The organism is Streptomyces syringium, assembly GCF_017876625.1.
GTDB lineage: Bacteria > Actinomycetota > Actinomycetes > Streptomycetales > Streptomycetaceae > Streptomyces > Streptomyces syringius.
The window spans coordinates 1,458,170-1,476,841 of sequence record NZ_JAGIOH010000001.1; the positions used below are offsets into that span (position 1 = coordinate 1,458,170).

General features: G+C 74.3%; 16 protein-coding genes and 1 pseudogene. 11 read left to right on the top strand and 6 right to left on the bottom strand.

Annotated features, from left to right (window positions below; genetic code table 11):
• Window positions 1-484 precede the first annotated feature (484 nt).
• Window positions 485-2,134, bottom strand: a complete 1,650-nt coding sequence (locus JO379_RS06370; protein WP_209514304.1) for an amidohydrolase — start codon at window positions 2,132-2,134, stop codon at window positions 485-487.
• Between the two features lie 68 nt (window positions 2,135-2,202).
• A complete protein-coding gene (locus JO379_RS06375; protein ID WP_030365423.1) occupies window positions 2,203-2,646 on the bottom strand; it encodes an Lrp/AsnC family transcriptional regulator in 444 nt (147 codons plus the stop codon).
• Window positions 2,647-2,844: 198 nt separating this feature from the next.
• On the opposite strand from JO379_RS06375, the gene JO379_RS06380 reads away from it, so the two are divergent.
• Together JO379_RS06380 and JO379_RS06385 are read left to right on the top strand one after the other, a co-directional pair.
• Window positions 2,845-3,207 carry a hypothetical protein gene (locus JO379_RS06380; protein ID WP_130876772.1) on the top strand — a complete coding sequence of 121 codons (363 nt, stop codon included), beginning with the start codon at window positions 2,845-2,847 and terminating at the stop codon, window positions 3,205-3,207.
• Between the two features lie 124 nt (window positions 3,208-3,331).
• Window positions 3,332-4,513, top strand: a complete 1,182-nt coding sequence (locus JO379_RS06385; protein WP_209514306.1) for a threonine synthase — start codon at window positions 3,332-3,334, stop codon at window positions 4,511-4,513.
• Between the two features lie 17 nt (window positions 4,514-4,530).
• Here JO379_RS06385 and JO379_RS06390 read toward each other — a convergent pair whose 3' ends face one another.
• Window positions 4,531-5,703, bottom strand: coding sequence for an acyl-CoA dehydrogenase family protein (locus tag JO379_RS06390; RefSeq protein ID WP_209514308.1), 1,173 nt, complete (start codon window positions 5,701-5,703; stop codon window positions 4,531-4,533).
• Between the two features lie 319 nt (window positions 5,704-6,022).
• Here JO379_RS06390 and JO379_RS06395 point away from each other — a divergent pair, with 319 nt between their 5' ends.
• The 3 genes and pseudogenes from JO379_RS06395 to JO379_RS33155 all read left to right on the top strand — a co-directional run bounded on the left by JO379_RS06395 (window position 6,023) and on the right by JO379_RS33155 (window position 8,694).
• Entirely contained in the window at window positions 6,023-7,306 is a 1,284-nt protein-coding gene (locus tag JO379_RS06395; protein WP_130876775.1) for a glycoside hydrolase family 18 protein, read from the top strand.
• A gap of 269 nt (window positions 7,307-7,575) precedes the next feature.
• Window positions 7,576-8,214 (top strand): annotated as a pseudogene (gene dhaL, locus JO379_RS33150) (dihydroxyacetone kinase subunit DhaL); the annotation flags it as partial.
• A gap of 87 nt (window positions 8,215-8,301) precedes the next feature.
• Window positions 8,302-8,694, top strand: coding sequence for a PTS-dependent dihydroxyacetone kinase phosphotransferase subunit DhaM (locus tag JO379_RS33155; RefSeq protein WP_372449137.1), 393 nt, complete (start codon window positions 8,302-8,304; stop codon window positions 8,692-8,694).
• A 16-nt stretch (window positions 8,695-8,710) separates the two neighbouring features.
• Here JO379_RS33155 and JO379_RS06405 read toward each other — a convergent pair whose 3' ends face one another.
• Window positions 8,711-9,445: a PIG-L deacetylase family protein gene (locus JO379_RS06405; RefSeq protein WP_130876776.1), complete on the bottom strand. Its 735-nt coding sequence runs from the start codon at window positions 9,443-9,445 to the stop codon at window positions 8,711-8,713.
• A 233-nt stretch (window positions 9,446-9,678) separates the two neighbouring features.
• On the opposite strand from JO379_RS06405, the gene JO379_RS06410 reads away from it, so the two are divergent.
• Genes JO379_RS06410 through JO379_RS06420 form a run of 3 tightly spaced genes read left to right on the top strand, consistent with a single transcriptional unit; the run spans window position 9,679 to window position 12,630 of the window.
• Window positions 9,679-10,740, top strand: a complete 1,062-nt coding sequence (locus JO379_RS06410; protein ID WP_130876777.1) for an ABC transporter substrate-binding protein — start codon at window positions 9,679-9,681, stop codon at window positions 10,738-10,740.
• Window positions 10,741-11,823, top strand: coding sequence for a FecCD family ABC transporter permease (locus JO379_RS06415; protein WP_130876778.1), 1,083 nt, complete (start codon window positions 10,741-10,743; stop codon window positions 11,821-11,823).
• Between the two features lie 27 nt (window positions 11,824-11,850).
• Window positions 11,851-12,630: an ABC transporter ATP-binding protein gene (locus tag JO379_RS06420; protein ID WP_130876779.1), complete on the top strand. Its 780-nt coding sequence runs from the start codon at window positions 11,851-11,853 to the stop codon at window positions 12,628-12,630.
• A gap of 130 nt (window positions 12,631-12,760) precedes the next feature.
• Here JO379_RS06420 and JO379_RS06425 read toward each other — a convergent pair whose 3' ends face one another.
• On the bottom strand, window positions 12,761-13,687 hold the full coding sequence (locus JO379_RS06425) for an L-tyrosine/L-tryptophan isonitrile synthase family protein (RefSeq protein ID WP_130876780.1): 927 nt from the start codon (window positions 13,685-13,687) through the stop codon (window positions 12,761-12,763).
• 8 nt (window positions 13,688-13,695) lie between these two features.
• Window positions 13,696-14,964: a cytochrome P450 family protein gene (locus tag JO379_RS06430; RefSeq protein ID WP_209514310.1), complete on the bottom strand. Its 1,269-nt coding sequence runs from the start codon at window positions 14,962-14,964 to the stop codon at window positions 13,696-13,698.
• 239 nt (window positions 14,965-15,203) lie between these two features.
• On the opposite strand from JO379_RS06430, the gene JO379_RS06435 reads away from it, so the two are divergent.
• Genes JO379_RS06435 through JO379_RS06445 form a run of 3 tightly spaced genes read left to right on the top strand, consistent with a single transcriptional unit; the run spans window position 15,204 to window position 18,582 of the window.
• Window positions 15,204-15,452, top strand: coding sequence for a hypothetical protein (locus JO379_RS06435; RefSeq protein ID WP_130876782.1), 249 nt, complete (start codon window positions 15,204-15,206; stop codon window positions 15,450-15,452).
• Window positions 15,449-18,079: a heavy metal translocating P-type ATPase gene (locus JO379_RS06440; protein WP_443742792.1), complete on the top strand. Its 2,631-nt coding sequence runs from the start codon at window positions 15,449-15,451 to the stop codon at window positions 18,077-18,079. The genes JO379_RS06435 and JO379_RS06440 overlap by 4 nt, the downstream gene beginning before the upstream one ends.
• Window positions 18,076-18,582: a copper chaperone PCu(A)C gene (locus JO379_RS06445; RefSeq protein WP_209514311.1), complete on the top strand. Its 507-nt coding sequence runs from the start codon at window positions 18,076-18,078 to the stop codon at window positions 18,580-18,582. The genes JO379_RS06440 and JO379_RS06445 overlap by 4 nt, the downstream gene beginning before the upstream one ends.
• The last annotated feature ends 90 nt before the right edge of the window (window positions 18,583-18,672 follow it).

Sequence of the window (18,672 nt, forward strand, 5' to 3'; positions counted from 1 at the left end):
CCTGCTGCTGTGCGGTGGTGAGCCGACCGTACAACGCCCGGGGGGGCCACCGGCTCCCGGGTGCGGGCAGCGGGGCCTGCCGCCCCGGTCGAATGGGGGCCCGGCGTCCTTCGGGCCGGCCTGGGATCCGCTGGCTGCGAGTCGACCGAATGCCGTTGTCTACTGAACGTCCGGGCCCCACCCGGGTCGCACCTGCCGGCCCGGCGGAACCGTCCCTCGCCCCCGTGCGCTGGACCTGGCTCCCAGTGGCGGTGAGCGCTCCGGCTCACCGCCCATGGCCCAGCGGCGCTCGACGACTGTGTGGAGATTCACCGGTCGGACGTCCTGTGGTGGACTCCGCCGAACCTACCCGCCGCCGCCCGCACCCTGTCAACACCCTCATGACCTGCGTGGCTGCCTCAAATCAGCAGGTCAGTACGGCGAGTGGGGCGTCGGAGGGGCCGGCTCACGGCACGTCGTTCGGCGGTACGCGGCGCCGTGCGCGTCACTCGTTCGGACGCGTGAAGACGGTGTGCCCGCCGACCACCGTGCGCAGACAGACCGGCAGGGGGGCGCCGGGGGTGAGATCGGGCAGGCCGGGCGTGCCCGAGCGGGGGTCGGTGGACCAGCTGGCGACCCGGTCGTCGGGCACCTGCACGACGAGCTCACCGGTCCTCCATACGGCGTAGTCGGCGGGCGCGCCCGGCACCAGGACGCCCGCGTCGTCACGGCCGATCGCCCGCCAGCCGCCCCGGGTGTGCGCGGTGAAGGCGGCCCGGACGGAGACGCGGTGCCCGGGGGTGCGGTGGAAGGCGGCGGCGCGGACGGTGCCCCAGGGGTCGAGGGGGGTGACGGGGCTGTCCGAACCGAGGGCGAGCGGGACACCGGCCCGCAGCAGGGCCGCGTACGGGTTGAGGGTGCGGGCCCGCTCCACGCCGAGCCGTTCGGCGTACATGGCCTCGTCGCCGCCCCAGGCGGCGTCGAAGGCCGGCTGGACAGAGGCGGTGAGGGCGAGTTCGGCGAAGGCGGCGATGTGCTCGGGGGTGAGCATCTCGGCGTGCTCGACGCGGTGCCGGGCGGCGCGGATCCGGGCGAGGCCGAGCCGGTCGGCGGCGGCCCGTACGCCCTCCACCACGGCGGTGAGCGCGGCGTCGCCGATGGCGTGGAAACCGGCCTGGATGCCCGCTTCGGTGCAGGCGGTGACGTGGGCGGCGATGGCGGCCGCGTCCAGGTGCGCGGTGCCGGTGTGGTCCGCGTGCGGGCCGTCGGCGTAGGGCTCGTGGAGGCACGCGGTGTGCGAGCCGAGGGAGCCGTCGACGAAGAGGTCGCCGGCCGCGCCGAGCGCGCCGAGTTCGAGGACGCGGCTCGCGTCGGCGGCGCTGGTGAGCGCCTCGGCCCAGTAGCCGACGACGCGCGGGCCGGGGCGTTCGGCGGCCAGGCTCAGCAGGCCGGTGAGGTCGTCGGCGCTGGAGATCCGCGGCCCGGCGCACTCGTGGAGGGAGCCGATGCCGAGCGAGGCGGCCCGCTCCAGCGCCGCGGCCTGCGCGGCGGCCCGCTGGGCGGGGGTGACGCTCGCGTACGCGGCGGCGCGCACGGCGTGGTGGGCGTCGCCGGTCAGCGGCGCGTCCGGGCCGCCGCCGGGCAGCCCCGCGGCGTGCGGGACGAGGTCGAGCAGGGCCGTGGTGACGACGGCGGAGTGGACGTCGGCGCGGGTGAGGTAGAGCGGCCGGCCGCCGGTGGCCTCGTCCAGCTCGCGGCGGGACGGGGGCCGGTGCTCGGGCCAGCGGGTGGCGTCCCAGCCGTGGCCGAGCAGCACCCGGTCAGCGGGCCGGGCGGCGGCGTGGGCGCGGATGCGGTCGAGGGCCTCGGGGAGCGTGCGGGCGTCGGTGAGGTCGAGGCCGGTGAGCGCGAGGCCGGTGGAGGTGGTGTGCACATGGGCGTCGGTGAACGCGGGGGTGACGAGCGCGCCTTCGAGGTCGACGACCTCGTCCACGCCGTCGGCGAAGGAGTCCGCCGCGCCTTCGGAGCCGACCCAGGCGACGTGGCCGCGCTCGACCACCATGGCCGTGGCGAAGGGGTCGGCGGGGCTGTGCACCTCGCCGCCGCGCAGCAGCACGGTACGGGGCTCTTCCTGAGGGGTGGGGCGGTCGCTCATGCAGCGAATCTTCTCCCAGCCCCGCCCCTTCCCGTAACCGGGGCTCCGGTCGCCGGACCGGCCGGCCGTCAGCCCACCCGCGGCGGTCTGGCCTCGTACGGGGTCGACAGCACGATCGTCGTGCGCGTCGAGACCCCCGCCAACGAGCGGATCCGGGCCAGGAGGTGCTCCAGCTCCAGGGGCGTGGCGACGCGGACCTTGAGGATGTAGTTCTCGTCGCCGGCGACGCTGTGGCAGGCCTCGATCTCGGGGATCTCGGCGAGCCGGTCGGCGATGTCGTCGGGGGCGCTCGGGTCGAAGGGCTTCACCGAGATGAACGCGGTGAGCGGCAGCCCGACGGCCTCGGGGTCGACCACCGCCGCGTACCCCCGGATGACGCCGCGCTGTTCGAGCCGGCGCACGCGCTGGTGCACCGCCGAGGTGGACAGGCCCGTGGCCTTCCCCAGGTCGGTGTAGCTCATCCGCCCGTCCTTGACGAGCAGTTCCACGATTTCTCTGTCCAACTCCTCCACGCGGGTCAACCTACTGGGTCCCGGGCCGCCCGGCACAGCCGAACGGGCGCATAGCCGCACAAGCCATGTGATGAACGACACACTCATGCGCCCGTGTCCTGTGCCGGAACGGGCGGTTATCTGACCCTCCACCAGGGAAGTGCTTGCTGTGGCCGAGGCCGAGGTGCCTGGCCGGCCCATCCGAGGGGGAGAAGCACTATGCCCAGCCTGGAACGCCTCAATGACGGCGACGGCAGCCTGTACGAGATCTACGAGATGTTCCGGGTGACGTGCCCGGACTGCGCGCGGCCGATCGCGCTGCTCGCCGACGAGGACGTGCTCCCCGAGCACGCGCTGTGCCCGTCGCCGTGGAACCCCTTCGGGCTCACGGTCTGCCCGGGCACGGGCCGCGGCGTCGAGGAGGCCGCACCGGCGGACGAGTCGCTGGAGACCCAGGAGTGCGACGCGGCCCTGCTGCTCAATCTGCCGGAGAGCCTGGACTGGCGGCGCCAGCCGTTCTCCCACATCGGCGGCCCCGGCTCCCGCCCGGTGCGGGTCCCGGAGATGCGCCGCCACCGCTGACCGGACGGCCTCCGGCCGGCGGTGCGGGTGCCCGAGCCGTACGGGTCCGAGCTGTACGGGTCTCCCCCGCGCCGCGACTGTTACCGTCGAAGGATCATCAACCCTCTCCCCATGAGGAGTTCGCATGCCTTCGACACCCCTGCACTGCCCCCGCTGCGGAACCGGGGCCGAGGACTTCTCGGGGTGCGGCGAGTGCCGCGCGGAGGGCATCGGCGCGAACCCGGTGCCGCCCCTCGCCGATCTGTCCGGGCTGTCGCTGCGGACGTACCCGGGCGGGCCCTGGGGCTGGCCTGCCGCCCTGCCGGTGACCGGACCGCCGGTGACGCTCGGCGAGGGCGGCACGCCCCACGTGCGGGTCCCCTCCGACCACGGGGGCGACGGCGAGTTGTGGGTGAAGTACGAGGGCGCCAATCCGACCGGTTCGCACAAGGACCGGGCGATGTCCGTGGGTGTCGCGGCCGCGGTCGCCGCCGGGGCGGACACCGTGGTCGCGGCCTCGTCCGGCAACGCGGGCGCGGCCGCCGCGGCGTACGCGGCGCGCGCCGGGCTGCGGTGCGTGGTCTTCACCACGGACGAGGTGCCCGAACCGCTGCGGGCGCAGATCGACGCGCTGGGCGCGGTCCGGGTGGTGCGCAAGGACGGCTCCGCGCGGAACGCGGCGATGCGGGAGGCCGTGGAGCGGTTCGGCTGGTATCCGCTGACCAGCTTCGCCTCGCCCGCCCCCGGCGGCAACGCCTACGCCAACGAGGGCTACAAGTCCGTCGCGTACGAGATCGCCCGGGACTTCGGGGACCGGGTCGCGACAGTGGTGGTCCCCACCAGCCGCGCCGATCTGCTGTCCGGCATCGAGCGCGGCTTCCGTGAGCTGCGCACCGCCGGGCTGCTGGCCCGTGTCCCCGCTCTGGTGGCGGCCGAGCCCGACGCGGCGGCGCCCTTCACGGCGGCGCTGGCCCGTAGCGCGCCGGCGGAGCAGGAGCGCACGTCCGTGCCCTATCGCCCCTCCCCCGCCTTCTCCCTCGGCGAGGAGCGCCCCACCTGGCAGGGGCTCGACGCGCTCCGCCGGTCGGACGGCTCGGCGGTCGCCGTCCCGACCGGGGAGTTCATGGCCGAGCACCGGAGCCTGGGCGCCCAGGGACTGTTCCTGGAGCCCTCCTCGGCGGTGGGTGTCGCCGCCGCCCGCCGCTGGGTCCGTGAGCACGGCGGGCTGGTCGTCGCGGTCGGTACCGCGACAGGCCTGAAGGCCACCGCGGGCATCCGCGGCGTGGAGCCGACGACGGTCCCGGAGCTGTCGCAGCTGACGCCGTGACTCTCCGGGCGCGGCGGTCAGCGGGACTCGGGGCCCGCGAGATGGCGGGCGACGACCATGCGCTGGATCTGGTTGGTGCCCTCGACGATCTGCAGGACCTTCGCCTCGCGCATGTAGCGCTCGACGGGGAAGTCCACGGTGTAGCCGTAGCCGCCGAGCAGTTGGACGGCGTCGGTGGTGACCTTCATCGCGGCGTCGGTGCAGAAGAGCTTGGCCATGGCGGCCTGCTTGGAGAACGGCAGGCCGGCGTCCCGCAGCCGGGCAGCGGTGAGGTAGAGGGAGCGGCCCGCCTCGATCTGGGTGGCCATGTCCGCGAGCATGAAGCGCAGCCCCTGGAAGTCGGCGAGAGGGCGGCCGAACTGGCGCCGCTCGGCGACGTAGGAGAGGGACTCGTCGAGCGCCGCCTGGGCGACACCGATCGCGCAGGCGGCGATGCCGAGGCGGCCGGAGTCGAGGGCGGACAGGGCGATGGCGAAGCCCTGGCCCTCCTCGCCGATGCGGCGGGCGTCGGCGACCTCGACGCCGTCGAAGTGCAGCTGGGCGGTCGGTGAGCCCTTCATCCCCATCTTGCGCTCGGGTGCGGCGGCGGAGAGGCCGGGGGCGTCACCGGGGACGAGGAAGGCCGTGATGCCGTGGGCGCCCTGGCCCCCGGTCCGCGCCAGGACGGTGTAGAAGTCCGCGACGCCGCCGTGGGTGATCCATGCCTTGGTGCCCTCGATGCGCCAGGTGTCGCCGTGGCGCGTGGCGCGGGTGCGCAGGGAGGCCGCGTCGGAGCCCGAGGCGGGCTCGGAGAGGCAGTACGCGCCGAGCAGGCCGCCGCCGAGCATGGCGGGCAGGTGCTCGGCCCGCTGCTCCTTGGTCCCGTATCCGGCGAGCGCGTGGCAGGCGAGGGTGTGGACGCTGACGCCGAGCCCCACGGTCAGCCGCGCCGCGGCGAGTTCCTCCAGGACCTGGAGGTAGACCTCGTACGGCTGGTCGCCGCCGCCGAACTCCTCGGCGTAGGGCAGGGCGAGCAGTCCGGACGCGGAGAGCAGGGCGAAGACCTCGCGGGGGAAGTGCCCGGCGTCCTCCTCGCCCGACGCGTGCGGCTCGATCTCCCGTTGGACCATCTCGCGTACGAGCGAGATCAGGTCGCGGGCCTCCTCGGTGGGCAGCTGACGCTCCACCGGCTGCGGGCCGTGGTCGGTCATGGCGCGGCTCTCCTCCCTGTCGGGCGCTGCGGCGGCGGGCGCGCAAGGGTGTGGCGCCGCCGTCCGGGACGCCTCAGTCGATGGTCCCCTGCCGGGTCTCGGTACGGGATGACCTGCGGCTGTGGCGGATTGGAGTATGCCCGATCGGCTGCCCCCCGTCACGGGTCTGCTGATCATGAGGTCTCCGGCCGGGGTTGGTCCAAACCATTGACCGCACTGGTCTAGTCCTTCTACCGTTTCCCCACTGTTCAACGCGTCCATGTCAAACATGGCCGCAGGTCACGCACCCCCCGCTCTCCCCACCCCACCGAGGAGAACCATGCCCAGACCGCACGGACATCACCCCCTCCGCCGGCCCCGCACGCTTCTCGCGGCCTTCGCCGCGGGCACCGCGATGCTCGCCACCACGCTCTTCGCGGGCACCGCCACGGCGGGCCCGCACGCCGCGGCGCCGCCGGCGAAGACCGCCGCCGGACCCGCCGACGACGACACCACGGCCGGTTCCAAGGTCGTCGGCTACTTCACCAACTGGGGCGTCTACGGCCGCAATTACCACGTCAAGAACATCGAGACCTCCGGCTCCGCCGCCAAGCTCACCCACATCAACTACGCCTTCGGCAACGTCACCGGCGGCAAGTGCGCCATCGGCGACGCCTACGCCGACTACGACAAGGCCTACGACGCGGCCGGCAGCGTCGACGGCAAGGCCGACACCTGGGACAACGGCGCGCTGCGCGGCAACTTCAACCAGCTGCGCAAGCTCAAGAAGCTGCACCCGAACCTCAAGGTCATCTGGTCCTTCGGTGGTTGGACCTGGTCGGGCGGCTTCGGCGAGGCCGCGAAGAACCCCGCCGCGTTCGCCGAGTCCTGTTACAAGCTGGTGGAGGACCCGCGCTGGGCCGATGTCTTCGACGGCATCGACATCGACTGGGAGTACCCGAACGCCTGCGGCCTGACCTGCGACACCAGCGGCCGGGACGCCTTCCGGAACATGATGGCCGCGCTGCGCGCGAAATTCGGCCAGAAGAACCTGCTCACCGCCGCCATCACGGCCGACGGCACCAACGGCGGCAAGATCGACGCGGCCAACTACGCGGGCGCGGCGCAATACGTCGACTGGTACAACCCCATGACGTACGACTTCTTCGGTGCCTGGGACGCCAAGGGCCCGACCGCCCCGCACTCGCCGCTGACCTCGTACAACGGCATCCCGAAGGCCGGGTTCCACACCGACGCCGCGATCCAGAAGCTCAAGAGCCTCGGTGTGCCCTCCTCGAAGCTCCTGCTGGGCATCGGCTTCTACGGCCGCGGCTGGACAGGCGTCACCCAGTCCGCCCCGGGCGGCACCGCCACCGGCCCCGCGGCGGGGACGTACGAGCAGGGCATCGACGACTACAAGGTCCTCAAGGCCAAGTGCCCCGCGAACGGCACGGTCGCCGGCACGGCCTACGCCAAGTGCGGCAACGAGTGGTGGAGCTACGACACTCCCTCGACGATCGCCGGGAAGATGGACTACAAGCGCCAGCAGGGCCTCGGCGGCACCTTCTTCTGGGAGCTGAGCGGCGACACGTCGGGCGGTGAGCTGATCAAGGCCATCAAGTAGGGCGGCCGGTCAGGAACGGGCGCCGACCGGCTACCGCTGGGAGGTACCCCCAGCGGGCTTGATGTGGCTGAGCTCAGCCACATCAAGCCCGTCCGGCGATTGAGGACGAGCCCGCAGGGCGCCCGCCGCCGTCGGCAGGACGGCCCGCAGCCGACGTCGCGCCGGACAGAGCCTAGGCTGAGCCAAGCCGAGACCCTACCGGTGGGCGCGTGCCACCAAGCGTGCCACCAAGCGCGCCGCCGGGTACAGCGACGAGGAGCCGCCCGCCCATGACCGTCACGCTCGACACGGACTTCTTCCGCCGCTTCCTGGACCGCACCACACGGGTCGTCGTGGCGCGGGCCGCGTATCTGACCGACCTCGACGCCGCCATCGGTGACGCCGACCACGGCGCCAACCTCAAGCGCGGCTTCACCTCGGCCGCCGAGGTCACGGCCGACGGGCCGGCCGCCACGCCCGGAGCGCTGCTCACCGCGGTGGGCGTCCATCTGACCAACACCGTCGGCGGCGCCTCGGGGCCGTTGTTCGGCACGGTGCTGCGGCGCATGGGCAAGCTGCTCGGGGAGGACGCCGTGGTCGCGCCCGAGACGCTGGGGCGGGCGCTGGCCGCGGCCGTCGCGAGCGTACGACGGCTCGGCGACTCCGCCCCCGGCGACAAGACCATGGTCGATGCCCTGCAACCGGCCGCCGACGCCTACACCGAGGCCCTGGCGGGCGGTGGCGACGTGGTGGCCGCGCTGGACGCGGCGGCACGGGCCGCCCGGGACGGGGCGGCGGCGACCGTGCCGATGCGGGCCCGGCGGGGGCGCGCCAGCTATCTGGGCGAGCGCAGTGTCGGGCATCAGGACCCGGGCGCCACGTCCTCCGCGATGCTGGTCACCGCGCTGTACGAGGCGACGGACCCGGCGTTGTGCGAGGCCGCCTTGGAAGGGGAGACCGAAGAGGCTGCCGCCGCTCCGGAGACCGAGCCGCAACCGGCGGGCCGTGTCGGCGTGGTGCTGGTCTCTCACAGCCGCGAGGTGGCCGCCGCCACGGCGGCGCTCGCCGAGGCCCTGGTGGGTACGGGCGACCCGGCCCCGGTCGCGGCCGCCGGCGGGCTGCCCGACGGGGGCGTGGGCACCAGCGCGGAGCTGGTCCGCCGGGCGGTGAAGGACGTCGACCGGGGCAGCGGGGTGGTGGTGCTGTGCGACATGGGCAGCGCGGTCCTCACCGTCAAGGCACTCCTCAACGACCGGGAGGACGGCTTCCCCGCCGGGACCGAGGTGCGGATCGCGGACGCGCCCTTCGTCGAGGGCGCGGTGACCGCCCTGGTGACGGCGTCGGCGGGTGGCGACATGGCCGCGGTCCTCGCGGCGACGGACGACGCCCGCACGTACCGCAAGCTCTGAGCGGCCGGCCCGGGGCTCACCGCCTGAACAGCTCGAACGACACGCCCGGCCGTCCCCCGAACCTCTCGGCGACGGCCGCCATGTTGCCCTCCAGGAAAGTACGGCAGTACGACTCCGGGTCCTCCTTGGTCAGCGCCTCGATGTACGTGCGGTGGGCGAGCAGCGACTTCACGGCCCGGTCCAGGCCGTCGCTCGCGTCGACGGCGTGGGTGGCGTGCGGGGAGCCGGCGACCGCGACATAGCGCACACCGTCCCAGGGCAGCAGCCCGTCCTCGACGAGCTCGGGGAAGATCCAGCGGTTGCCGGCGTCGGCGACCGCGTCGAGGACGGCCCGGCCGACGGCCCGGTGGTCGGGGGTGTTCCAGAAGGCGCCGCCGGCCCAGGTGTCGTGGTGGTTCAGGGTGAGGACGAGTTCGGGGCGGTGCCGGCGGATGGCGGCGGCGAAGTCGCGGCGCAGCCCCGTCCCGTACTCGATGACGCCGTCGCGGTGGCCGAGGAACTCCACGGTCGTCACGCCGACGGCCGCGGCGCTGGCCCACTGCTCGCGCTCGCGCAGCGGTCCGGCCTCGGCGGGTGGCATGGTGTCGATGCCCGCCTCACCGACGCTGGCCAGCAGATAGGCGCAGGAGCGGCCGCCGTCGATCCAGGTGGCGACGGCGGCGGAGGCCCCGTATTCGAGGTCGTCGGGGTGGGCGACGATGGCGAGGGCGCGGTGCCAGTCGGTGGGCATCTCGGCGAATTGGTCCGTCATCCCGGTCTCCTTGGGTCGGCTGCTGCGGCGGCTGACGGGACCGCGTCGCGCGCCGCGGTCCGCGGTGGTTTCCCGCGCAGCGTATGACGGGCGCGCGGCGTGCGACGGGCTTCTTCGCGACACGCGGGAACCGGGCGGTCCCGCGGGCCGACTACCTGAACCGGGCCCGCACCGCGTGGCCCCGCGCGAGCGTTCGCGTGTACGTCTGTACGTCGAGTTCCTGGAGTTTTCTGATGCGCCCTCGTGCGTGGTGCGGTGTGCTGGCCGCGGTGGCCCTGTCGGCGACGGCTTGCGGCGGCGGTGAGTCGAAGAAGTCCGACGACGCGGGTGCCGCGGCGAACGCCAAGACCGGCTTCCCCGTGAGCGTCTCCGACTGCTCCGGGGCGAAGACGACCTTCGACGCGGCGCCGAAGCGGATCGTCACCAGCAACGCCGCCGCCCTGGAGCTCCTGATGTGGCTCGGCGCGGGCGACAAGGTGGCCGGGACGGGCTTCCCGCCGGGCAAGGGCACGGTGCCGCAGCAGTTCGCCGACCGGGCGGCGAAGGTACCGGTGCTGGGCAAGAAGGTGATCCCCAAGGAGAAGCTGCTGGGCTCGGGCGCCGATCTGTACGTCGACTCCTTCTCCTCGATGAAGAACATGGGCGGGATGGGCATGGCCCCGACCGCCGAGGAGTTCAAGGGCGCCGGCATCAGCCACGTCTATCTGAAGTCGACGGCGTGCGCGTCGATGAGCAAGGCCGCACGGACGGACCTGTCGGGGGTCGAGGCCGACATCGAGGAGCTGGGCCGGGTGACCGGCACCTCGGCCCGCGCCGCCGAGCTGGTCGCCGGCATGCGGAAGAAGACGGACGCGGTGCGCGACGCGCTGAAGGACGTGCCCGAAGCGAAGCGGCCGTCGTACTTCTTCTTCGACTACGACGCCGGCACCAAGCAGCCGATGGCGGTGTGCAACCGGCAGGTCGCCAACGCGGTGATCACCCAGGCCGGAGCCCGGAACGTCTTCGGTGACTGCGCCGGTGACTTCAAGCCCGTGGACTGGGAGAGCGTCGTCGCCAAGAACCCCGACTGGATCCAGCTCGGCGTCCGCAACCGCGGCAGCGAGGAGGCCAACCGCAAGGCCTTCGACGAGGCCGCGGACTTCCTGCGCACCTTCCCGGCGACCAAGGACCTGAAGGCCGTGAAGGAGGGGCACTTCCTGCGCATCGGCTCCGAGCGGACCACGATCGGCGGGGTGCGCAGCGCGGACACCGTGCGGGAGATCGCACACACCGTCCACCCGGACCGGGTGAAGTAGATGACGGCGACCGCCGCGGTCGGGGAGGAAACGGCGGAGCCCGTACGGGAGCGGGAGCACGGCGCGGCGGCGGCCCGGTGGGCCTGCGCCGTGCTGGCCCCCGCCCTGCTGGTCGCCCTGACCGCGTCCGTGTGCCTGGGCTCCTCCCAGGTGCCGCTCGGCGAGGTGTGGTCCGCGGTGGCCCGTGGGGTGAGCGGCGGTGACCCGGTGCCGGGCACCCAGGATCTGATCGTGTGGCAGCTGCGGGTGCCGCGCGCCCTGCTGGCCGCGGTGGTGGGCGCGGGCCTCGGCCTGGTCGGCACGGCCGTCCAGGCCCTCGTCCGCAATCCGCTCGCGGACCCGTATCTGCTGGGCATCTCCAGCGGCGCCTCGCTGGGCGCGGTCGCGGCGATCGTGCTGGGGGCCGGTGCGGGCGGGCTGCTCGGGCTGGGGCTGTCCTCGGCGGCGTTCGCCGGGGCGCTCGCGTCGTTCGCCCTGGTGTGGGCGATGGCCCGGCGCGGGGGCGGGTTCTCGCCGCTGCGGCTGGTGCTGGCCGGGGTGGGGATCGGGCAGTTCCTGTCCGGCTTCACCCACTATCTGGTGCTCCAGGCCGGGGACGACCAGCAGACGCACGGCGTGCTGTTCTGGCTGATGGGCTCCCTGGGCGGCGCGCAGTGGAGCGGGCTCGCGCTGCCCGCGGCGGCGGTACTGCTCGCGCTGGCGGCGCTGCTGGCACGGGCCCGGGCGCTCAACGCGCTGCTGATGGGCGACGAGACCGCCGCCAGCCTGGGCGTGGAGGTGGCCCGGCTGCGGCGAGAGCTGTTCGTGGTCACGAGCGTGCTCACGGGCGTGCTGGTGTCGGTGTCCGGGGCGATCGGCTTCGTCGGTCTGATGGTGCCGCACGCGTGCCGGATGGTGGTGGGCGGCGACCACCGCCGGCTGCTGCCGGTGGCCGCGCTGTTCGGTGCCGTCCTCCTGGTCGTCGTCGACCTGGTGGCCCGGACCGCCCTGCCCGACCAGGAGCTGCCGGTGGGTGTGGTGACCGCGCTGATCGGGGCGCCCACCCTGCTGTATCTGCTGGACCAGCGCCTCGAGAAGGCATGAGGGGAACATGAGGGGACGGCGCGAACCATGAGGATCGCCATCGAGGATCTGGACGTGGCCCTGTCCGGGCGGACCGTGGTCCGCGGGGTGGGGCTCATCGCCGAGGACGGGGAGATCGCGGGGCTCGTCGGGCCGAACGGCAGCGGCAAGTCGACCGTCCTGCGCACCGTCTACCGGCATCTGCGGCCGCACGCCGGGCGGGTGCTGCTGGGCGGGACCGACATCCGGTCGCTGACGGCCGTGCAGTCGGCCCGGCACGTGGCGGCGCTGCCGCAGGAGCGGGGCAGCGACTTCGAGCTGTCGGTCCGGGAGATCGTCGCGATGGGACGCACGCCCTACAAACGGGCGTTCGCGGGCGAGGACCGCACCGACACCGAGCGGGTGTCGGCGGCGCTGGCGCAGGTCGGCATGGCCGGGGCCGGGCGGCGGCGGTTCTCCGCACTGTCCGGCGGCGAGCGCCAGCGGGTGCTGCTGGCGCGGGCGCTCGCGCAGGACCCGAAGGTGCTGGTGCTGGACGAGCCGACGAACCATCTGGACGTACGTCACCAGGTGGAGCTGCTGACCCTGCTGCGCGCCCAGCGCCGTACGACGCTGCTGGCGCTGCACGACCTCAACGCGGCGGCGTCGGTGTGCGACCGGCTGCACGTCCTGCACGACGGGTCGGTGGTGGCCTCGGGCACGCCGCGCGAGGTGCTGACACCGGAGCTGCTGGCGGAGGTGTTCGGCGTCCGGGCGGCCGTGGTGGAACACCCGCTGACCGGCGACCCGCTGATCGCCTTCGACCACCGGGCGCCGGCCGGCGTGTGAACACCTGACGACGGCGAGCCGTCTTGCTGCCTGCGGCGGGCGCCCTGCGGGCGCGTCCTCAATCGCCGGACGGGCTTGATGTGGCTGAGCCCAGCCGCCAAGCCCGTCCGGCGATTGAGGACACCGCGCGTCAGCGCGGCACTTCGTAGTGGCTCGGCCGCCCGTCCCGCAGGACCAGCCGTCCGATCCGCTCCGCATCCGCACGGTGCACCAGCCGCGCACGGCCCCCCGCCTCCCGCAGCACCGTGGTGTGCCACGGCGTGGCCCACGCGTCGGCGGCGTCGAGCAGCCGGATCCCGAACTTCGCGGCGCCCGGCCGCTGCGGGTGGATGGACAGCCGTACGGACCGCGGGTGGCAGTCCGCGATGAGGTCGCCCCAGGCGCGGCTGCGGGCGATGACGCCGTACGCGCGGGCCCGGCATTCGCGTTGCAGCGCGGAACGGGTACCGGTGAAGCCCGCGGTGTCCTCGACGAGGAAGCGGGTGATGCCGCGGTAGAGGCGGGCGGTCTCCTCGTCGGTACGGGCCTGGGCGCGCAGCGTCTCCAGGTCGGGCGCGTAGGCGTCGGTGACGAGGGCGCGCTTGGTGTCGTAGTCCAGCTCCCCGTGCACATGGCGCAGGTCGAAGGTGTCGAGGTGGCTCAGCCGCTCCCGGCGGATGAGGGCGCGCAGCTCGTCCCCGTAGGCGTCGATGTGCGCGTCGGGGACGTTGATGAGGTCGCCGAAGATATGGCCGTCGGAGCAGATGAGCATGCGGGCGCCCGGCTCGTACATCTCGCCGATCCGGGCGCACAGCCGGTCCAGGAAGCCGAGCGAGAGCCGTTCGCCCTCGTCGGGGAGGTGGCCGAGGACCTTGGCGGGGTTCGGGGACTTGCACGGGAAGCCGGGGAGGGTGAAGAGGACCGGCTCACCCGCCTCGGTGAAGTGGCGTATCTGGTCGAGCTGTTCGGGGTGGGCGGCCGGGTCCGGGGGGCCCGGCTCCGTCGTGCGGTGGTACGGCAGGAGGAGATCCAGGATGCGGGTCTCGACCGGGGTGCGGGTGAGGGTGCTGTTCGGCATGTGGCGCGTCATCCCCGGGGGCGGGGGCACACGGCCCGGTCGAAGGCGACGGGCAGTTCGCTGACGCCCCGGCCGAGGACGGCGGGGATCCAGGGGAGGTCCTCGTCGGGGACGGCGAGGCGCAGGCCCGGCAGCCGGTGTATCAGGGTGGCGAGGGCGACCTGGAGTTCGATGCGGGCGAGGGCCGCGCCGGGGCAGAAGTGGATGCCGTGGCCGAAGGCCAGGTGCGGGCCCTGGGCGCGGTCGAGGTCGAGGGTGTCGGGGTCGGGGAACCGCTCGGGGTCGCGGTTGGCGGCGCAGAGGGAGACGATCACGGAGTCGCCGGCCGGGACCCGGGTGCCGTGCAGATCGGCGTCCTCGGCCAGGAACCGCCAGGTGGTCAGCTCGAAGGCGCTGTCGAGGCGCAGCAGCTCCTCGACCGCGTTCGGCATCAGCTCCGGCTCGGCGCGCAGCCGCTCCAGCACGGCTTCTCGTCGGGGCTGGCGCATCAGGGCCACCAGGGCGGTGGTGATCTGGTTGGTGACCGGCTCCTGTCCGGCGACGAGCAGCTGGAAGACCATGGAGTCCAGCTCTTCCCGCGTCAGCTCGCCCTCGTCGCGGGCGGTGACCAGGCGGCTGAGGAGGTCGTCCCCGGGCTCGGCGCGCTTCTCCGCGACGACCTCGGCGATGTAGCCCTGCAGGCCGCGCAGCAGCGCCTCGTAGGCGGGGCGGCCGGGGTCCTGCGGTCCGACGGGGGCCACGACCTTGCCCCATTCGCGCCGGAAACGGGCGGCGAGGTTCGGGGGCAGGCCGATGACCTCGGCGAGGACCTGGAAGGGGAACCGGGCGGCGAAGCAGCGGACGAGGTCGACGGTGTCGGTATCGCTGCCGGTGTCCGCGGTCATCGCGTCGACGAGCGCGTCCGCCATCTCCTGGAAGCGGGGGCGCAGTTCCTCGACGCGGCGCGGCGCGAAGGCGTCGGTCACGTAGCGGCGCATGGCGGTGTGCTTCGGCGGGTCCTGGTGCAGCAGATGGACCTGGAGTTCGGAGTGCTGCGGCTCGGGCATGATCGAGGCGTGTTCGCGCCAGCGATCGTTGCCGAGGGCGTGGTTCTTGCCGAGCCGCGGGTCGGCGAGGGTCCGCTGCGCGGCGGCGTGCCCGGTGACGAGCCAGGCGGTGACCCCGCTCGGGAAGAGCACCCGGTGGATGGGCCCGGCGGCCCGCATCCGCTCGTAGAGCGGGTAGGGGTCACGCTTGTACGCGGGTCCGTAGAGGGGGAACGGGTCGGGCAGCGGCACGGGGAGTCTCCTCGCGAAGTCGTGGACCCCTGAGAAGTCGTACGGCGGAGGGGGTGAGTTCCCGCGTCTTCGCACCGGTGCGGGAACGGGTGTCGGGGCGGGCGGGACAAGGCGCCGCGATCCTTGGGTAGTCGGTTGCCGGGGGCCGCTGGTTCCCGGGTGCGAAAGGGATAATCCTCACGCGCCGGGGGCGGCCCGCGCGGGGCCGAACGCGGTGCGCGACGTGTCACGATGCCGCGATGACAGCACGTCACCTCCTCAGTCCGTACGGAACCCTGATCGGCTTCGTCCTGCTGCTGGCCGCCCTCTTCGGTGTCGCGTACGCGACCGGGGCGGCGGCCGGGCCCGTGGCCCCCGGCATGCACCGCACCGACGACGGCCCGGGCGGCGCCGGCGGTTCCGGTGGTTCGGGCGGCGGTTCGGGCCACTCCGGCGGCATGGGCGGCATGCACGACATGGGCGCTCCGGCCCTGCGGGTGACCCGATGAGCGGGGCGGCCCGGGAGGCCGGGAGTGCCACGCAGCCGCCCGCTCCGGCGCCGGACGCCTGCCGGACCACCGAGCTGATCGTCGGCGGGATGACCTGCGCGGCGTGCGTGGGGCGGGTGGAGAAGAAGCTCGGCCGCCTGGAGGGGGTGAGCGCGAGCGTCAACCTCGCCACGGGCAAGGCGCGGGTCAGCCACCCGGCGGCGGTGACCCCCGCGGAACTCGTGGCCGTGGTCGAAGGGCTGGGCTTCACCGCCCGGCTGCCGCAGCCGCCCGCCGCGCGGGAGGACGCCCCGGCGGGATCGGATCCCGAGGCGGATGCCGCGGATCGGGCGTCGGACCGTGCGGAAGCATCCGCCCGGACCCGGCTGCTGATCACGGCGTTGCTGTCCGTGCCGGTGCTGGTGCTGTCCATGGCGCCGGCGCTGCAGTTCCGCAACTGGCAGTGGCTGTGCTTCGCCCTGGCCACCCCGGTCGCGGTGTGGGGCGCGTGGCCGTTCCACGACAAGGCGCTGCGCGGGTTGCGGCACGCCGCCGCCACGATGGACACGCTGGTCTCCCTCGGGGTGCTCGCCTCGTACTCCTGGTCGACGTACGCCCTGTTCCTCGGCGGTGCCGGGGAGCCGGGGATGCGGATGCCGTTCACCCTGCTGCCCTCGGGCGCGGGGATGAACGGCACGGCGGACGTGTATCTGGAGGCGGTGGTCGCCGTACCGCTGTTCGTTCTGGCCGGCCGCACGCTGGAGGCGCGGGCGCGGCGCGGTACGGGGTCCGCGCTGCGGGCGCTCGCGTCGCTCGCGGCGAAGGACGTCGTCGTCCGGGGGGCCGACGGGGCCGAGCGGCGGGTGCCGATCACGGAGCTGCGGGTCGGTGACCGCTTCGTCGTCCGGCCCGGTGAGCGCGTCGCGACCGACGGCGTGGTCGTGACGGGCAGCTCCGCGCTCGACCTGTCGCTGGTCACGGGTGAGAGTGCGCCGGTCGAGGCGGGGCCCGGCGCCGCCGTGGTGGGCGGTGCCGTCAACTCCGGCGGTCTGCTGGAGGTGCGGGCCACGGCCGTCGGTGCGGACACCCAACTCGCCCGGATCGCCCGGCTGGTGGAGGACGCCCAGGCGGGCAAGGCGCGGGTGCAGCGGCTCGCCGACGCGGTCGCGGGCGTGTTCGTCCCGGCGGTCCTGGCCGTCGCCGTCACCGTCCTCGGTTTCTGGCTCGGCGCGGGCGCGGACCCGCAGGCGGCTATCACGTCCGCGGTGGCCGTGCTCGTGGTGGCCTGCCCCTGCGCGCTGGGGCTCGCGACCCCGACCGCCCTGCTCGCCGCCACGGGACGCGGCGCGGGCCTCGGCATTCTCGTCAGCGGACCGCAGGCGCTGGAGGGGCTGCGCCGTGTGGACACCGTCGTGCTGGACAAGACGGGCACGCTCACGACCGGTTCGATGACGGTGACCGAGGTGACGGACCGCCCCGACGGCATCGGCGCCGGAGCGGCTCTCCGGCTCGCGGCGGCGGCCGAGAGCGGCTCGGAGCATCCGGTGGGCCGCGCGATCCACGCGTACGCGCTGCGGACTCCGGCCGGTGAGCCGGCCGCGCCGCTGCCGCCGGTGACGGACTTCGGCGCCACGGCCGGGGTGGGCGTGGCGGGCCGCGTCGAGGGGCACCTGGTGGAGGTGGCCCGGCCGGACTCGGCGAAGCCGGGAGAAGGTACGGCGAAGCCGGGGAAGCGGGGGGCGGCGAAGCAGCCCGCCGGGCCGTCGGACGCCGGCTTGCCGGAGGCTCTCGGCGCGGCCGTGCGCGCCGCGGAGAAGGACGGCCGGACCGTGGTGCTGGTGCGGGTGGACGGCACACCCGAAGCGGTGATCGCCCTCGGCGACACCGTGCGGCCCGGCAGCTATCGCGCGGTCGACCACCTCAAGCGGCTGGGGCTGCGGCCCGTGCTGGCCACGGGTGACAGCGCGGCCGCCGCGCACGCCGTCGCGGGCGAGCTCGGCATCACCGAGGTCCACGCCCGGGCCACCCCGGAGGACAAGGCCGAGCTCGTCCGGACGCTGCGCGCCCGGGGCCACCGTGTCGCGGTCATCGGTGACGGTGTCAACGACACCGCCGCGCTGGCCGGCGCGGACCTGGGCATCGCGATGGGCAGCGGCACGGACGCGGCCATCGGCGCGGCCGATGTGACGCTGGTGCGCGAGGACATGGGCGCACTGGCGGACGCGGTCCGGCTGGCCCGGCGCACCTCGGTGACCGTGCGGGCCAATCTCGTCTGGGCCTTCGGCTACAACCTCGTCACCGTGCCCCTCGCGGTCGTCGGACTGCTGAGCCCCATGGTCGCGGCGGCGGCGATGTCCGTCAGCTCGCTCCTGGTCGTGGGCAACAGCCTGCGGCTGCGCGGCTGGCAGCCGTCGCCCGGACGGTCGTCGGCGGGGCGGCCTTCGGCGGGGCGGGGGCCCGGACGGCCGGGTGGCCGGGCGGGTGCGCCGGCGCAGCGACGCGTCGGGCCGGGCGGGGCGGGACGCCCCGGCGCCACCACCGCGGACGAGGCCCGCCGCACGGGCGCGGAGCTGCCGTCCCCGTCCGGCGGCCCGGACCGTACGGACGGTTCCGCCACCGCTACGAGCTCACGAGGTGACACGCGATGAAGGCCCCCTCCCCCCTCCTCCCCCGGCTCGTCGAGACCGCGTTCTCCGCGCTCGTCCCCATGGTCGCCTGCGCGGTGACCCTCGGAGGGCTGGTCGCGTGGACCGCGTCCGGCGAGGCGGGCCGGCCCGCGGGCGTGACCGTCGAGGAGGGGCGCATGCTGCTCCCCTTCGGCACGGACGACAGCGCCGCGTTCTTCCGCGTGCGCAACACCGGTGACAAGGACGACGAGCTGATCGGCGTCGAGGCGCCGACGGCGGGCGGTCGCGCGATGCTGAGCCGGACCGTGGTCAAGAACGGCGCGGGCTCGATGGGAATGGTCGACTCCGCGACCGTTCCCGCGCGGGGCACGCTGGAGATGTCCCCGCACGATCTGGACGTCATGGTGAGCGCCCCGCCGCGGGGCTTGCGCGTCGGTGACCGCGTCCCGTTCGTCCTGCGGTTCCGCGAGAGCGGCACCGTACGGGCGGAGGCCGTGGTCGTCCGCCCGGGGACGGGAAGCTGAGCCGGACGGACCGCGCGGGCCGCGGGTCGCCGGGGCGTTGCCCCCGCGATCCGCGGCCCGCGCGGTGTCGGTGGTGCGGCGCAGCGGGCG

What these genes read in the sequence shown, in the direction of transcription:
- JO379_RS06440 (WP_443742792.1), top strand. Translation starts at nt 15,449, where the DNA reads ATGAGCGGGGCGGCCCGGGAGGCCGGGAGTGCCACGCAGCCGCCCGCT.
- JO379_RS06390 (WP_209514308.1), bottom strand. Translation starts at nt 5,703, where the DNA reads ATGACCGACCACGGCCCGCAGCCGGTGGAGCGTCAGCTGCCCACCGAG.
- JO379_RS06425 (WP_130876780.1), bottom strand. Translation starts at nt 13,687, where the DNA reads ATGCCGAACAGCACCCTCACCCGCACCCCGGTCGAGACCCGCATCCTG.
- JO379_RS06435 (WP_130876782.1), top strand. Translation starts at nt 15,204, where the DNA reads ATGACAGCACGTCACCTCCTCAGTCCGTACGGAACCCTGATCGGCTTC.
- JO379_RS06415 (WP_130876778.1), top strand. Translation starts at nt 10,741, where the DNA reads ATGACGGCGACCGCCGCGGTCGGGGAGGAAACGGCGGAGCCCGTACGG.
- JO379_RS06420 (WP_130876779.1), top strand. Translation starts at nt 11,851, where the DNA reads ATGAGGATCGCCATCGAGGATCTGGACGTGGCCCTGTCCGGGCGGACC.
- JO379_RS06380 (WP_130876772.1), top strand. Translation starts at nt 2,845, where the DNA reads ATGCCCAGCCTGGAACGCCTCAATGACGGCGACGGCAGCCTGTACGAG.
- JO379_RS06370 (WP_209514304.1), bottom strand. Translation starts at nt 2,134, where the DNA reads ATGAGCGACCGCCCCACCCCTCAGGAAGAGCCCCGTACCGTGCTGCTG.
- JO379_RS06405 (WP_130876776.1), bottom strand. Translation starts at nt 9,445, where the DNA reads ATGACGGACCAATTCGCCGAGATGCCCACCGACTGGCACCGCGCCCTC.
- JO379_RS06410 (WP_130876777.1), top strand. Translation starts at nt 9,679, where the DNA reads ATGCGCCCTCGTGCGTGGTGCGGTGTGCTGGCCGCGGTGGCCCTGTCG.
- JO379_RS06445 (WP_209514311.1), top strand. Translation starts at nt 18,076, where the DNA reads ATGAAGGCCCCCTCCCCCCTCCTCCCCCGGCTCGTCGAGACCGCGTTC.
- JO379_RS06395 (WP_130876775.1), top strand. Translation starts at nt 6,023, where the DNA reads ATGCCCAGACCGCACGGACATCACCCCCTCCGCCGGCCCCGCACGCTT.
- JO379_RS06385 (WP_209514306.1), top strand. Translation starts at nt 3,332, where the DNA reads ATGCCTTCGACACCCCTGCACTGCCCCCGCTGCGGAACCGGGGCCGAG.